Below are 14,657 nucleotides of genomic sequence, written 5' to 3' on the forward strand. Positions count from 1 at the left end.
TCCGTCAGCCGCCGAAGGAATAGCCGCGGGCGCCGGTCGAACCGAATCCGCCCGAGCGTCGGGCCGGCGACACCGTACCCGCAGGCTTCACAGGGTTGCTGACCGTGCTGCGCGCAACATTGGCCGAGCCCGCCCAGTTGGTCGGCCGGCCATTGCGGAACACGTTCTCGCGCCGGGTCTGCCCGAAGCGATCGGCGCCGCTGTACATGTAGCCGTTGCGGTCGACATAGACCGGGCGGCCGTGAAAGCCCCCGCCGCCGCCCATCATCCGGCCGAGCATGAAGCCCGCGAAGGCGGGCATGAAGAAGCTGCCTCCGGACGAGGCCTGCTGCTGGGGCACCGGCTGGCAGCCATCGGCGCCGAAATCTTCTTCACAGGCCGCCAGGCTGTCGAAACGCGGCGCGGTCGCGATATGGGCCTCGCGCGCCTCGGCTTCGGCAGCAGCGCAGTCGGCGGCGGTCATCTCGGCGCTGCAGGCCTCGCTGGTGCCGTAGATCTTCACCTGTTCGGTGTCTTCGCCACAACCGGCGAGGGTGAGGGCGGTACCGGCGATGAGCAGGGTGGTCACGGCGCGGGAGCGACGCATCGGGGAGCAACCTCGTGCGTTGGGGGAGGATGAGCGAGAGATGGGGATCGTCGGGCTCTGAAACGAGGGCTTCAGGTTCAATAGGTCAGCGCCCCGGCATTCACCAGCCCGGTTGCGACCGACACACCGCCCAGCAGAATGCCATAGCCGATGCGGTCCTCTTCGATGCCGGCCGACAGATCGCCCAGCAGCCGGGCGACGATCAGATAGACCACCAGCTGGCTGATGCAGGCAATGGCGCCCCAGAGTGCCATGTCGAGGATCGAGACCGCACCGGCCGCGACCGTGTTGAGCGCGATGGCCAGGCCGATGATCGTGCCGGAGAGCGAGATGGCCGCCGCCCGGTTGCCGGCGCGGATCAGCCGGATCTCGCGATAGGGCGTGATCGCCTGATAGATCGCGGTGAAGACGGCGATAAGCGCCGCCATGGTGCCGAGAAAGCCCAGATAATCGGGCAGGGCGGCCAGGGTGTAGTCGAAGAACATATCGGTCGGCTGCATCGGCGCGTCCTTTTGCGGCCGGCCGGCGGGATCATGACCGCCGGCCCGTCGGGGGGCACCATAGCGCGGCTGCGGGAGTGGGACAATCGGGAGGGGCCGGGGGAGACGGGGGCCGGGGGAGACGGGGGCAGGGCCCCTCGCCGTCAGACGTGTTGCCCGCCATTGATGTGGATTTCGGCGCCGTTGATGTAGGACGCGTCTGGCGAGCACAGGAACATGATCGTGCGGGCGACTTCCTTGGGGTCGCCCAGGCGCTGCATCGGGATCTGGGTGCGGACGATGTCTTCGGTGCCGGGGGAGAGGATCGAGGTGTCGATCTCGCCCGGGGCGATCGCGTTCACCCTGACGCCGAAGCGGCCGAAATCGAAGGCCTGTTCGCGGGTCAGCGTGGCCAGCGCCGCCTTGGAGCAGGCATAGGCGACGCCCGCGAAGGGATGCACGCGCGAGCCGGCGATCGAGGTGACGTTGACGATGGTGCCGCCGGTGGCCTTCAGTTCCGGCAGCAGGTTGCGTGAGAGCAGCGCCGCCGAGAACAGGTTGACGTTGAACACCGCCGCCCAGGTGGCGTAGTCGGTATCGGCCACGCCCATGCGCGCGCCGCCCGGCCGCTTGGGCGAGATGGCGGCGTTGTTGACCAGCGCGTTCAGCCCGCCGCCGCCCAGGCGGCGGCGCACCTCGGCCGCGATCGCCTCGAAGGCCTCGGGGTCGGCCAGGTCGCCCTGGATGTGGTTTTCCCGCCCGCCCGGCCAGGGGCATTCGGGATCGAAGGGCGCGCGCGAGAGGGTGAGCACCCGCCAGCCATGCTGGTAGAACAGTTTCACCGTGGCGTGACCGATGCCCCGGCTGGCGCCGGTCAGCAGCATGGTCTTGCGGGTGGCGGGCGAATCCTGGTCCTGCATCTCAAACCTGCCGCTGTCTCGATGTCCGGAACCGGACCATGGGCGCCTCCGCCAGATGGGGTGGAGGCCGCCCGATTCAACCCGTGCCGCCGGTGCTTTGCAATCGAGAACCATCCGCGCATGATCGGAACCACCCGCCATCGATCGGAGAGGCCCCATGGAGATCGATCTGCGCCCGCTTGAAGAGACGGTGACCGCGCCCGCGCCGGATGATGCCGGCCTGGTCTTCATCGGCCGGATCCGCACCCCCTGGACCGGCCGGGGGCAGTGTCCGCGCCAGGGCCGGGCGGGGGAGGGCCCCCTCTGCCGGGTGGAGATCGATCCGCTCTGGGCGCCGGCGCTGGCCGGGCTCGACGATTTCGGGCGGCTGGAACTGCTCTACTGGCTCGACCGGGCACGGCGGGATCTGATGGTGCAGAACCCCGGCCATAGCGGCGCGACGCGGGGCACCTTCTCGATCCGCTCCCCCAACCGCCCCAACCCGATCGGCACCGCCGAGGTGACGCTGGAGGGGCGGGAGGGCTGCACGCTTCTGGTGCGTGGTCTCGACTGCCTGGACGGCACCCCGCTGCTTGACGTCAAGCCGGCCCGCCGCCAGCTGGCGGAGATCGACGAGACCGGGACGGCCGGCGGGCCGCGCCATTGTGTGAAGGGCTGATGGCGTGGCTGCGGCTCAGCCCATCGCGCGGATCCGCGCGATCCGGTCGTCGATGGAGGGATGGGTGGAGAACAGCCCGGCCCGGCGCCGGCGGCGGCCGCTTTCGCCGGGCCCGTCCAGCGGGTTGACGATCCAGAGCGCTTCGAGCGCCCGTGCGGAGGTGGGCGCATCGCGGCCGGTTGCGGCGGCCGCCTCGTCGAGCCGCATCAGCGCCCCGATCATCGCCTTGGGATTGCGGGTGAGCTTCACCGCCGTGGCATCGGCCAGATATTCGCGCTGCCGCGACAGCGCGAACTGCATCGCCTGGGCCGCGAAGGGGGCGAGGATGGCGACCACCATCAGCAGCAGGGCCACCAGCGCCAGGGCGTTGCCGCCATTGCGGTCGCTGCCGCGGCGGGAGCCGCCACCGAAATAGGCCATGTTGCGGGCCATCGCCGCCACGATGACGATCAGCCCGACCATCACCGAGACCACGACCATGTAGCGGCTGTCGCCATTGGCGAGATGGCCGGTTTCATGCGCCACCACCGCCTGCAGCTCGTCGCGGCTGAGCCGGTTCAGAAGCCCGCGGGTAACCGCGATCGTGCCCTTTTCGGGCCGGAGCCCGGCGGCGAAGGCATTGGGCATGTCGGTTTCGATCACCATGACCCGCGGCTTGGGCAGGCCGGCGGCGATGGCCATTTCTTCGACGACGTTGTGCAGCCGGCGATCGGCGATCGGGTCGGCCTCGCGGGCGCCGGCGATGCCGAGCGCCATGCGATCACCGGTGGTGAGTGCCAGCGTCGACCAGAGCCCGCCCGCCACCGCCATCACCGCCGCCCCCACCGCACCGCCGCCCGAGAGCAGGAGGGCGAGCGTGGCCGTGCCTTCGGGCGCATAGGGCGGGGCCACCCACCAGCCGACCAGATAGCCGAGCGCCACGCCGAACAGGGTGAGGCCCAGGCAGATCGCCAGGCTCTTGCGGCGATTGGCACGGATGGCGCCGGCGAAATCGGTGCGGTCGATCCGGATGCCCTCGACCGGCTCCGGCCGGTCCTCCGCCTCGCGGATCGGGTCGGGCGCCGGATCCTGGTCTGCCTGGTCCGACACCGTCTCCTGTCCCCTGTCCCAGGGATCACGGCGCGCCCAGGGGGAGGCCTGCCTCTGCCAGGGCCGCCAGCCATTGCCGCGGGCCATGGGATCAGCGCAGCGACACGGTCGGTACCGCCGTCTCGGCGGCATCGACCTGGAAGAATTCCTCGGTCCGGAAGCCGAACATGCCGGCGATCAGGTTCGAGGGGAACATCTGCACCCGGTCGTTATAGGACTGGATGCTGTCGTTATAGTGCTGGCGGGCGAAGGCGATGCGGTTTTCGGTGGAGCGCAGCTCTTCGGTCAGCTCCGATACATGGGTGCCCGAGCGGATTTCGGGATAGGCCTCGACCACGGCGAGCAGCCGGCCGAGCCCGGCGCCCAGTTCGCGTTCCGCCGCCAGCGCCTGGGCGCGATCGGCGGCACTGCCGCCCTGTTCCGCCCGCTGGGTTGCGGCGACCGCCTTGCCGCGCGCGGCGACCACGGCTTCCAGGGTCTCGCGCTCGAAGGCCATGGCGTCGCGCACCGCGGCGACCAGGTTCGGCACCAGATCATGCCGGCGCTTCAACTGCACCGAGATCTGGGCAAAGGCATTGCGCACCCCGTTCCGCCGCCCGACCAGGCCGTTATAGGTGGCGATGGCATAAAGCGCCACCAGCACCACGATGCCGAGGATGATCCAGATTTCCATCCGCCTGCACTTTCCTTGCGTCTGCGACAGAACCGCCTTGAGACTATGCCGCCGCCGGGCGGCGGGCAATTGCCGCCGTTGGATGACACATGATGATCATGCCGCAGCCGGTGCGCTGCCTCACTTCTCCGGCCACGGCATGATCGGCACGGTGGAAATGGCGTTCTTGGGCGAGCCGTCGACCAGTTCGTCGGAATAGGTCAGGTAGACCAGGGTGTTGTTGGGTTCGTCGTAGAAGCGGACGACCTGGAGGCGCTTGAACAGCCAGGAGCGGCTTTCGCGGAAGACGTCTTCGCCCTCTTTCAGCTTTTCGCGGATGGTGATCGGGCCGACCTGGCGGCAGGCGATCGAGGCGTCGGAGGTGTCTTCGGCGAGGCCCACGGCGCCCTTCAGCCCGCCGGTCTTGGCACGGCTGACATGGCAGACCACGCCGTCGACCTTGGGGTCGCGGAAGCTGTCGATGCAGATCTTGTTGTTGGGGCCGATCAGCTTGAAGGTGGTGCTGACGCAGCCGACTTCTTCGGCCTTGGCCGGCGCGGGCGCGAGGGCCAGCGTGGCGCCGATCAGGCAGGCAGCGCCGGCGAGGCCGGCGAGGGGCAGCGAGCGGGACATGGGGATGCGGGCCTTCCGGAGGAGGGGCGGGACGTCCCCGATCCTGCCTTGAACCTCCCCCTCTGGTCCAGGCCCCCGCCGCCCGGGGCTATTGCGCGGTCCAGCCGCCGTCGATGACGAGCGCGGTACCGGTGGCATAGGACGACCGGTCCGAGGCCAGGAACACCACCGCATCGGCGATCTCGCGCGGCTCCCCCAGCCGCCGCATCGGCGTGACCGCCGTCATCCGCCGGTCGAAGCGGTCGCCGCCCAGCGTGTCGGCGATCTGCCCGGTCATCGGGGTGCGGACATAGCCGGGATGGACCGAATTCACCCGGATCGCATAGCCCAGATGCGCGCATTCCAGCGCCGCGCATTTGGTCAGCATGTGCACCCCGGCCTTGCTGGCATTATAGGCGCCGGTGATCGGCATGCCGATCATGGCGGCAACGGACGAGATGTTGACCATGGCGCCACCCCGGTCCTTCATCGCCCGGATGCCGTGCTTCACCCCCAGGAACACGCCGTCCAGATTGACCGTCATCACCCGCCGCCATTCGGTCAGGCTGGTGTCTTCCAGCCGGCAGAGTTCGGGCAGCACGCCGGCATTGTTGACCAGCACGGTCATCGGGCCGAAACGGTCGGCCACGGCCGCCGTCGCCGCTTCCCAGCCGGCTTCGTCGGTCACGTCCTGGGGCAGGGCGGCCACCCGGCCCGGATGGTCTTCGGCCAGCTCTGCCGCCAGACGGTCGAGCCGGGCGGCGTCGAGATCGGTGAGCATCACCCGCGCGCCCTCGTCGAGCATGGCACGGGCGGTGGCGGCACCGATGCCCGAGGCGGCACCGGTGAGCAGAACGATCTTGCCGTCGAGCAGGGTGGTCACCGGCAGGCTTCCTCTCCGACAGGGTCTTCCATGGCGGTTGCCAGGGTATGGCCGCCATGCCCGGCGGGGCGGAGCACATAGCCCTGGCGGGGCAGATGCACCATCACCTCGCCGACGGCGGGATGGATGCGGCGCAGGCTGATCCGGCCGGCATCGGCGCGGATCAGTTCGCCGGTCACCGGCTCGGTGACATAGCCTTCGGGGCGGACCTCGACCAGGCTGCCCGGCGCCGGCGCCGCCCCGTCGGCCGAGGCCAGCAGCGGATCCGGATAGGCGGCGGCGGCGGCATCCAGCGCCTGTTCGGCCGTGAACGGGCTTTCCCGACCATGGCCGAGGGCGGCCACCCGTCCCATCCAGGCGCGGATGGCGGGGTAGAGGTCGAGCGCGGTGCCGCAGCGGATCGGCAGGGCGTCGAGGAACCAGAGGCCGTGATAGACCGCAAGATCGGCCAGGCCCGGGTGCTTGCCGCCCAGCAGGAAAGCCCGGCCGTCGCCCAGCATCTGGTCCACCCGGCGGATTTCGCCCAGCGCCTGGCCCAGGCTGTCGCGTGCCACCTGCTGCAGCCGGGCCAGCGACGGCTCGGGCTTGCCGCGCAGCGCCGCCCGATCGGCATTCAGTCCCGGCTCCGTGCGCTCGGCATTGATGCCGGAGATGTAGCGGGCGAGCGGCCAGAACAGGTCGCGCTCCGCCCAGGCCTCCACCACCCCGGCCAGGCCCTGTTCGGCCAGGCTGGTGAACAGCGGCGGCGTCGGAAAGCGGCGCTCCAGCTCGCGGGCGATCAGCCGTGTGTCGCAATAGATGTCGGCACCGATCTGCATCACGGGCGTGAAACGATAGCCGCCGGTCAGCGGCATCAGCTTGGGCTTCGGGTTGATCGCCGGCACGATCACCGACCGCCAGTCCAGCCCCTTCAGCCCGAAGATCAGCCGGATCTTCTCGGAAAAGGGCGAATAGTCGTAATGGTGCAGGATGATCGTGCTCATGCGGCACTCTCCCCGACGACGTCGCGGGCGGCGGGGGGCGCGGTTTCGGCCTGAAGCTGCGCCTCCAGCGTCTTGCGCTGGACCTTGCCGCTGGTGCTGCGCGGGAAGTCGTCGCGCGAGGCGACGAAACGGATCTCGCGCGGGCATTTATAGGTGGCGAGCCCCGCCCGGCACCAGGCGGTCAGCTCGGCCGCCGTCACCGGGGGGGCCTCGTCCGCCAGGGCCACGAAGGCGACCGGAACCTCGCCCCAGCGCTCGTCGGGGCGGCGCACGACCACCGCCTCGCCCACGGCGGGATGGGTCATCAGCACCCGCTCGATCTCGACCGGATAGATGTTCTCGGCCCCCGATTTGATCATGTATTTGGCGCGGTCGACGAAATCGAGCCGGCCGTCGGGGCGCTCCACGAACATGTCGCCCATATGGAACCAGCCGCCGCGGAAATCTTTGGCATTCGTCGCGGTCGCATTCCAGTAGCCGCTGAAGACCGAGGGGCCGCGCACGGCGATCTCGCCTGCCGTGCCCGGGGGCACGTCGCGGTCGTCCTCGTCGACCAGCCGCCAGAGATGCAGACTGTTCGGGGCCTTGGCGAGGTCGCCCGGCGCCTCGCCCGGTGCGAAGCGGGTGCCGGCGGCCGGCAGCATGCCGGTTTCGGTGGAGCCGAAACTGTTCCAGTAGGGCGCTTCCAGCACGCCCGAAATCTCGGCGATCAGCGCCGGGGGCACCAGATCGGCCAGTGCACCCACCATCTCGATCCGCGCCGGTCGCCAGTCGGGCCGGGCGGCCCGGCGGCTGCGGATCTCGGCCGCCACCCGTTCGATCATGCCCGGGATCAGCACCAGCCACCAATGCGGCCCGGTCTCGACCAGATCGACCAGCCGCGGGATGTCGGCCCCATCGACCACCACCACCCGGCCGCCGGTCATCAGCACATGCATCGCATGCTCGATCGAGACCATGTGGAACATCGGCGCCCAGGCGATGAACATATGCTCGGGCCTGAGCCCGAGTTCCCGCCGGCTGAGGGTGAACCGCGCCATCTCGGCCCGGGCGCTGATCATGGCGCCCTTGGGCAGGCCGGTGGTGCCGCTGGTGTAAAGGATCAGCAGCCCGTCTTCCTGACGGGCTTCGGCCTCGGCTTCGGCGCCGGGGATCGGGCCCGGCTCTTCGGCGCCGAGCGCCGCCTCCCAGTCGGGGCCGAACACCAGCGGGTCGAGGCCGAGCCGGCGCGCGGTGTCGCGGAACCGGGGCGAGGCGATCACCAGCCGCGGGGCCACCAGATGGACGCAATGGCTGAGTTCACCATCCGACAACCGCCAGTTGAGGGCCGCAAGGATGATACCGGTGCGCGCGGCGGCGAAGGCCAGCACCACATAATCCAGCCGGTTTTCCGCCAGCACCGCCATGCGGTCGCCGCGGCCCAGCCCGCGCGCCGTCAGCAGACGGGCGGTGCGGTTCACCCGCGCATCCAGCCCGGCATAGTCCAGCACCAGGCCCTCGCCCTCGATCGCCGGCCGGTCGGGAAAGCGCGCCGCGATCTCCGCCAGATGCCCGCCGGGTGTGCCGGGCAGCACCTCATGCGTTTTCGCTCCGGCATCCCGGATTGCCTGTGATATATCAAGATCGTCTACAGGTTGGGGATCTGGGCGCGCGTCGAGGGTCATCTGGGCTCTCCGTCCGGCGGGGGCGACCGGGATGGCCGATGCGGGTGCGGACGTCATTCACCCGATGGTGGCCCCTTTTAAGAAATGAGTATGGACTCATTGTTTATCCACTGGCAAGTGCGTGCATGACGGTGCATGCTCGCAGGAGGATATGTCCGGACCGGAGCCCCCAGCCTTGGCCTATCGACAGACGCCCGAGACCCGTCGCCGCCTTGCCGAGCGGCGGATGATGATCCTGAAGGCGACCCGCGAACTGATCGCCGAGGTCGGCTTCCGGGGCGTGCGCAGCCGGCTGGTGGCCGAGAAGGCCGGGATATCGGAAGGCACGATCTACCGCTATTTCCCGACCATGACCGCGCTTTATGCCGAGGTCTTCCGGACGGCGGCCTTGCGCGAACTGGCCGCCTCGGTCGAGGCGGCAGACCGGCCGGGCCCGCATGGCGAGCGGCTGGCGGCTGCCGTGCAGGTGCATGTCGAACGGGCGCTGCGCCGGCCGCGTCTGGCCCATGCCCTGCTGGCCGAGCCGGTCTCGCCCGAGATCGAGGCGGTGCGCCTGGACTGCCGCCACCGCTTCCATCTGCTGTTTTCCGAGATCCTGCAGGACGGCATCGCCGCGGGTGAATTCATCCCCTTCGACACCGAGCTTGCCGCCGCCTGCATCCCCGGTGCGCTGGACGAGGCGATCATCTGGCCCTTCGCCAAGGTGGCGGACGATGCCCGCGACAAGCCGGTGCTGGTCGATTTCATGGTCGGGTTCTGCATGGCCGGGCTCGACCGGTTCCGGACGGCGGGGGCCGGGGGGTTACGCCGCCCCGCCTGACCGGTCAGCCGCCGCTGCGGCGCAGCTGCCGCTGGCAGGCCTCCACGAAGGCGCGAAGCTTTGGGTCGCCGCGGCTGGCCCGGGGATAGCACAGGAACAGGGCGTCGCGGGCGGGCATGAAGGCATCCAGCACCGTCTCCAGCCGTCCGGCGGCAAGATCCTCCCCCAGCATCAGCTCCGACCCGTAGACCAGCCCCAGCCCCTGCAGGGCGAAGGTGCGGACCAGCTTCGTGTCGTTGGTGACGATGTCCCCCGGCGGGTCGACCGACAGCGCCTGGGCGGTGCCGTCGGGGCCGGGGCGTTCGAATTCCCAGCGATAGATCCGCCGGCTGCGGGCCAGGCGGAAGCGGATGCAGTCGTGGCGGGCAATGTCTTCCGGCACCTCGGGTCGGCCCCGGCGGGCCAGATAGTCGGGGGAGGCCGCCACCAGCCAGCGGAAGGGGCGCGAGACCCTGACCGCGATCATGTCGCGGTCGATGAATTCGCCGATCGCGATATGGGCGTCGTAGCGCCCGGCGATCTGGTCTTCCAGCCCGTCATCGATGGTGATGTCCACCGTGACCCCTGGGCAGGCGGCGCGGAAAGCCGGGATCAGCGGATGGATCACCGTTTCCACCGCCATCCGGTGGGCGAGCAGGCGAAGCGTGCCCGAGGGTTCGGCCGTCATCCGGCGCAGGCCGTCGATGGTGCCGGTGATGGCGTCGGCCGCGGGGCCCAGCCGCCCGAGCAGGGTTTCGCCCGCCTCGGTGAGCGAAATCCGCCGGGTGGTGCGATGGAAGAGCGGCAGGCCCAGCCGCCGTTCCAGCCCCTGAAGCGCCTGGCTGACCGCCCCCGGCGTGACGCCCAGCTCGGCCGCGGCACCGCGGATGCTGCCGCGCCGGGCGATGGCCAGAAATTCATGCAGCCCGTCGAAAGGGTCGCCGTTCGCCATGGATGCAGGGTCCGGATCGCAGGAGCAGGGGTGACGGATCGCACCGCCATTGTTCAGCCATACTATACACGGCGTGACCGATCCGGGCGGTTATCCGATAGGGCACGCCGTGCCATATCGGGCCTTGTCGACAACGACAGCGATCGAATGGGGAAAGCGATGCGCTACAACACCCTTGGCGGCACGGGCCTGCTCGTGTCGGAACTCTGCCTCGGCACCATGACCTTCGGCGGCCGCGGCGGCTTCTGGACCCAGATCGGCAGGCTCGATCAGGCGGGCGCGGATGCGATCCTCGCCCGGGCGCTGGACCGGGGCGTCAATTTCATCGACACCGCCGATGTCTATTCGGGCGGGCTTTCGGAAGAGATCACCGGCCATGCCATGCGCAATTCCGGCCGGCCGCGCACCGACATGGTGCTGGCGACCAAGGTTCTGGGGCAGGTGGGCGACGGGCCCAATGACCGCGGCGCCTCGCGCGGGCATATCATGGATGCGGTCAAGGCCAGCCTGCGCCGGCTGGGGACCGACTATATCGACCTCTACCAGATCCACGGCGTGGATCCGGTGACGCCGATCGAAGAGACGGTGCGGGCGCTCGACGATCTTGTCCGCCAGGGTCATGTGCGCTATGTCGGCGTGTCCAACTGGTCCGCCTGGCGGATCATGAAGGCGCTGGGCATCGCCGATCGGGGCGGTTTCAGCCGCTTCGCCACGCTTCAGGCCTATTACACCATCGCCGGGCGCGATCTCGAACGCGAGCTGGTGCCGCTGATCGAGGCCGAAAAGCTGGGTCTGATGGTGTGGAGCCCGCTGGCGGGCGGCCTCTTGTCGGGCAAGTACGACCGTGACGGCAACGGCCCCGAGGGGTCGCGCCGGGCGACGTTCGATTTCCCGCCGGTGAACCGCGACCGTGCCTTCGACTGCATCGACGTGATGCGCGACATCGCGACGGCGCGGGGCGTGTCGGTGGCGCGGATCGCGCTCGCCTGGCTGCTGCATCAGCGGTCGGTGATGTCGGTGATCATCGGTGCCAATACGGTGGAGCAGCTGGATGACAACCTGGCCGCGACCGAGGTCGAGCTGTCGACCGAGGAACTCGCGCGGCTGGATGCGGTGAGTGCGCTTCCGCCCGAATATCCGGGCTGGATGCTGGAACGCCAGGGGACCGGACGCGCGGCCTCCCGGCGGCGGGGAGACGATCGGTGAGCGAGGCTGCGGCCACCTCTGAACCATCCGTGTCGCGAGGGCCCTCCGGGGCCCTCGTGGCGCTTTTTGCCGTGGCGACCGGTGCGCTGGTCGCCAATCTCTATTATGCCCAGCCGATGGTGGCGGCGATCGGCGCGGATCTGGGGCTGGACCCCGATCTTGCCGGCTCGCTGACCGGCATCACCCAGATCGGCTATGGGGTGGGCCTGTTCCTGCTGGTCTCGGCCGCGGATCTGGTCGAAAACCGCCGGCTGGTGCTGGCGACGCTGGTGCTGACCACGCTGGGCCTGGCCGGCATCGCGATGTCGACCGAGGCACTGCCGCTCTTCGCCTTCTGCTTCATGGTCGGTCTCTGTGCCACCGGCGCCCAGGTGCTGGTGCCGTTCATCGCGAGACTCGCGCCCGATGCGCGCCGCGGCCAGGTGGTCGGCACGGTGATGGCGGGGCTGTTGACCGGGATCATGCTGGCGCGGCCGGCTGCCCTGTTCATTGCCGGCAGCTTCGGCTGGCGGGCGGTGTTCTGGGCCTCGGCCGCGCTGATGCTTGTGGTGGGCGCCGCCCTCTGGCGGATGATGCCGGCCTGGCAGCCGGGGCGGAGCCGCAGCGGATCGGGGCTGGTCGCCTATCTTCGCATCCTGGGCTCCATGCCCGGCCTGCTGCGCCGCCTGCCGGCGGTGCGCCGGCGGGCCGCCTATCAGGCGCTGATGTTCGCGGCCTTCAACCTGTTCTGGACCACGGCGCCGATCATGCTGGCAGAGCGCTTCGGCCTCAGCATCCACCAGATCGGCCTGTTCGCGCTGGCCGGTGCCGGCGGTGCGCTGGTCGCCCCGGTGGCGGGCCGGCTTGCCGATCGCGGCTACAGCCGGGTGCAGACCGGGGTGGCGATGGTGCTGGTGGTGGTGTCGTTCCTCGCCTCGGGCGGGGCGGTTTCGGCCGGCTCGATCATCGCGATGGCGGTGCTGGCGGTGGTGCTGGACGCGGCCATCCAGGCCAATCAGATCACGGGCCAGCGGATCATCTTTTCGACCGCGCCCGAGATCCGCGGTCGGGTGAACGCCATCTATATGACGATCATGTTCTTTGCCGGGGCCTCGGGCGCCGCCCTCGGCACGGTGATCTATCATGCCGGCGGCTGGGTGGGCGTGGTCGTGGCCGGTGCCGGGCTGGGCCTTGCCATGCTCCTGATCTATGCGACCGAATTCCGGCGCGGCCGGGCAGGCTGAGCGCGGGGGCGGGGTCTGACGGCGAGGTGCAGCCCGACGATCCCGAGCCCGGCCATCGCCACCACCGCGGCGGGGCGTGGGAAGACATCGGGCATCAGATTGGCCGCCACCACACGCCCGGGATCCAGGCTGGTGCCGAAGGCGAACCAGGCCGCTTCGATCCCGACGGTCAGAAGCCCCGCGGCCAGGGCGAGGCCGACAAGGCCCGGCACCCCCCGCACCCAGCCGGGGCGCCGGGCATCGGCCAGCCGCCAGAGCGCGGCCCAGCCCAGAATGCCGGCCAGAATGGTCGCCTCCCCCGGCTCCAGCCGGGTCTGCATGAAGAAGTGCAGGGCGCCGAGCAGGGCGGCGGCATAGACCGCCTTGTGCAGCCGTTTCCAGGTGCTGCCGCCCAGCCGTTTCGCCATGCCGTCGGTAGAGGTGGCGAGCAGGGCCGCCAGGATCAGCACGGCCACGAAGCCGATGGTGAGATAGGTCCTGAGCCAGATTTCGGATGCGATCCGTGCCAGATCGAGCTTCATCCAGACGAGATAGAGCCCGAAATGGGCGAGCGTGTAGAGCCCGGCCGCGACCCCGATCATCCGCCGGAGCTGGCCGATCTTCGGCCGGCCGAGCGAGAGTTTGAGCGGTGTGACCAGCAGCGACAGGGTCAGCAGCCGCACGGCCCAGAGCCCCGCCAGCAGCAGGGTCTCCTTGACCTGGGGCACGCTGAGCCCGGCTTCGTCGATGCCGCCGGCCGGCCCGCCCGGCCCCGGCAGTCCCCGATCCGGCAGCCCCTGAAGCCCGATCCCGGGGCCTGGCTGCTGCGGCATGTCCGGTGCGGCTGCGACCAGGGTCCAGATCATCCACACGCCCGGCAGCAGCAGCAGGCCGAAGACCAGCGCCTTCATCGGCGAGAAACGGCCGCGGGGGCCGTTCCAGGGCAGGGCAGGCGTGCGGGCTGAGGACATCTGGCGGATCCCTGAGACGGGTGGGGCTGCCCCACAGATGTCGGCAGATCGGCCGGCGGGGCAAGCCGGAAGCCGCTCGCGGCGGGTCACGTTCCTGTGAGAGCCGGCCCGGCAGGGGCAGGGCCTCGCGCAAATGATGAATTTTTACGACGCATATCGACTCAATGGTTCAATCCATGGTGGAATCCCCTCCTGCCGGCGAAGCACCGGCGCCCCTGCCACGCCAGGAGAGGAGATGTGTGTCATGGACGTTCATGCCATCGGTAAGATCGCCGGCGATCTGCCCCTGTTGACCATCGGCCCCGATACCAGGCCGGAAGACGCCATGGCGGCGATGCGGCCGCTGGCCGCGGCCAATGGCTGCATGGCCTATCTGCTGCGCTATGCCGGCCAGGTGCCGTGGGAACGCCACCCCCATGACGAGCAGGTCCAGGTGCTGGACGGCGCCATCCAGCTGACCCTGCTGCACGACAGCGGCCCGGAAACCGTGAAGATCGAGGCGGGGGGCTTCGTGGTCATCCCCGCCGGCATCTGGCACCACCCGGCCCCGGCCCCCGAGGCCACCACCTTCGCGGTAACCTCCATGGCCGGCACCGAACACTCGGTCGCTCAGGACCCCCGCGCCGGCTGAGCGAGGCCGGGTACCGGACCGAGTACTCAGGCCGTTCCCATAGAGCTGCACCAGCCATCAAGGATGGCTGGTGCAAGCCGCCATTGCGGTGGCGGCCAAGGGCGCGGCAGCGCCCGCCCGGCGAGGGCCAAACAGACTCCCGCTCCCGCACGCCCCCGTGCGGGAGCAAGCCGCCATTGCCGCGGCGGCCAAGGCCACGGTAGTGGCCGCCCGGCGAGGGCCAAACAGACTCGCCCGCCCGGCCCCCCGCACAGCGATGACCAAACAAGCCACCCAGCCGCCATTGCGGCGGCGGCCAAGGGCGCGGCAGCGCCCGCCCGGCGAGGGCCAAACAGACTCCCTCTCCCGCACGCCCCCGTGCGGGAGCAAG

16 protein-coding genes are annotated in these 14,657 nt (G+C 69.9%); 5 read left to right on the top strand and 11 right to left on the bottom strand.

Features of this window, described 5'->3' with window-relative positions:
* Positions 1-4: 4 nt before the first annotated feature.
* The 3 genes from CMO28_RS19725 to CMO28_RS19735 form a co-directional block, all read right to left on the bottom strand.
* Positions 5-586, bottom strand: a complete 582-nt coding sequence (locus tag CMO28_RS19725; RefSeq protein ID WP_014747897.1) for a DUF1190 domain-containing protein — start codon at positions 584-586, stop codon at positions 5-7.
* A 77-nt stretch (positions 587-663) separates the two neighbouring features.
* Entirely contained in the window at positions 664-1,086 is a 423-nt protein-coding gene (locus tag CMO28_RS19730; RefSeq protein ID WP_296716027.1) for a DUF350 domain-containing protein, read from the bottom strand.
* A gap of 143 nt (positions 1,087-1,229) precedes the next feature.
* Positions 1,230-1,985 (bottom strand): SDR family NAD(P)-dependent oxidoreductase, encoded by a 756-nt coding sequence (locus CMO28_RS19735; RefSeq protein WP_296716029.1) that lies wholly within the window; start codon positions 1,983-1,985, stop codon positions 1,230-1,232.
* 157 nt (positions 1,986-2,142) lie between these two features.
* Between CMO28_RS19735 and CMO28_RS19740 the strand changes: the two genes are divergently transcribed.
* Positions 2,143-2,643 (top strand): SAM-dependent methyltransferase, encoded by a 501-nt coding sequence (locus CMO28_RS19740; RefSeq protein ID WP_296716031.1) that lies wholly within the window; start codon positions 2,143-2,145, stop codon positions 2,641-2,643.
* Positions 2,644-2,658: 15 nt separating this feature from the next.
* Here CMO28_RS19740 and CMO28_RS19745 read toward each other — a convergent pair whose 3' ends face one another.
* The 6 genes from CMO28_RS19745 to CMO28_RS19770 all read right to left on the bottom strand — a co-directional run bounded on the left by CMO28_RS19745 (position 2,659) and on the right by CMO28_RS19770 (position 8,436).
* On the bottom strand, positions 2,659-3,732 hold the full coding sequence (locus CMO28_RS19745; protein WP_296716033.1) for a M48 family metallopeptidase: 1,074 nt from the start codon (positions 3,730-3,732) through the stop codon (positions 2,659-2,661).
* A gap of 91 nt (positions 3,733-3,823) precedes the next feature.
* Positions 3,824-4,405, bottom strand: coding sequence for a LemA family protein (locus CMO28_RS19750; protein ID WP_014747891.1), 582 nt, complete (start codon positions 4,403-4,405; stop codon positions 3,824-3,826).
* A 120-nt stretch (positions 4,406-4,525) separates the two neighbouring features.
* Complete coding sequence (locus tag CMO28_RS19755) at positions 4,526-5,017, bottom strand: CreA family protein (protein WP_014747890.1); 492 nt, start codon at positions 5,015-5,017, stop codon at positions 4,526-4,528.
* An 88-nt stretch (positions 5,018-5,105) separates the two neighbouring features.
* Positions 5,106-5,879, bottom strand: coding sequence for a glucose 1-dehydrogenase (locus tag CMO28_RS19760; RefSeq protein ID WP_296716039.1), 774 nt, complete (start codon positions 5,877-5,879; stop codon positions 5,106-5,108).
* A complete protein-coding gene (locus tag CMO28_RS19765) occupies positions 5,876-6,862 on the bottom strand; it encodes a glutathione S-transferase family protein (RefSeq protein ID WP_296716041.1) in 987 nt (328 codons plus the stop codon). Before CMO28_RS19765 ends, CMO28_RS19760 begins: the two co-directional genes overlap by 4 nt.
* Positions 6,859-8,436, bottom strand: coding sequence for a class I adenylate-forming enzyme family protein (locus CMO28_RS19770; protein ID WP_296716043.1), 1,578 nt, complete (start codon positions 8,434-8,436; stop codon positions 6,859-6,861). The genes CMO28_RS19765 and CMO28_RS19770 overlap by 4 nt, the downstream gene beginning before the upstream one ends.
* Before the next feature lie 265 nt (positions 8,437-8,701).
* Between CMO28_RS19770 and CMO28_RS19775 the strand changes: the two genes are divergently transcribed.
* Positions 8,702-9,346, top strand: coding sequence for a TetR/AcrR family transcriptional regulator (locus CMO28_RS19775; protein ID WP_296716045.1), 645 nt, complete (start codon positions 8,702-8,704; stop codon positions 9,344-9,346).
* Between the two features lie 4 nt (positions 9,347-9,350).
* Here CMO28_RS19775 and CMO28_RS19780 read toward each other — a convergent pair whose 3' ends face one another.
* On the bottom strand, positions 9,351-10,277 hold the full coding sequence (locus CMO28_RS19780; protein WP_296716047.1) for a LysR family transcriptional regulator: 927 nt from the start codon (positions 10,275-10,277) through the stop codon (positions 9,351-9,353).
* Between the two features lie 159 nt (positions 10,278-10,436).
* Here CMO28_RS19780 and CMO28_RS19785 point away from each other — a divergent pair, with 159 nt between their 5' ends.
* Positions 10,437-11,483, top strand: a complete 1,047-nt coding sequence (locus tag CMO28_RS19785) for an aldo/keto reductase (RefSeq protein ID WP_296716049.1) — start codon at positions 10,437-10,439, stop codon at positions 11,481-11,483.
* 56 nt (positions 11,484-11,539) lie between these two features.
* On the top strand, positions 11,540-12,706 hold the full coding sequence (locus CMO28_RS19790) for an MFS transporter (RefSeq protein ID WP_296716052.1): 1,167 nt from the start codon (positions 11,540-11,542) through the stop codon (positions 12,704-12,706).
* On the opposite strand, the gene CMO28_RS19795 is transcribed toward CMO28_RS19790, so the two are convergent.
* Complete coding sequence (locus CMO28_RS19795; protein ID WP_296716054.1) at positions 12,670-13,656, bottom strand: sulfite oxidase heme-binding subunit YedZ; 987 nt, start codon at positions 13,654-13,656, stop codon at positions 12,670-12,672. The two genes, CMO28_RS19790 and CMO28_RS19795, sit on opposite strands and share 37 nt — an antisense overlap.
* A 244-nt stretch (positions 13,657-13,900) precedes the next feature.
* Here CMO28_RS19795 and CMO28_RS19800 point away from each other — a divergent pair, with 244 nt between their 5' ends.
* Positions 13,901-14,287: a cupin domain-containing protein gene (locus CMO28_RS19800; protein WP_062763628.1), complete on the top strand. Its 387-nt coding sequence runs from the start codon at positions 13,901-13,903 to the stop codon at positions 14,285-14,287.
* The last annotated feature ends 370 nt before the right edge of the window (positions 14,288-14,657 follow it).

Source organism: Tistrella sp. (assembly GCF_002684955.1).
In the GTDB taxonomy this organism is placed as follows: domain Bacteria; phylum Pseudomonadota; class Alphaproteobacteria; order Tistrellales; family Tistrellaceae; genus Tistrella; species Tistrella mobilis.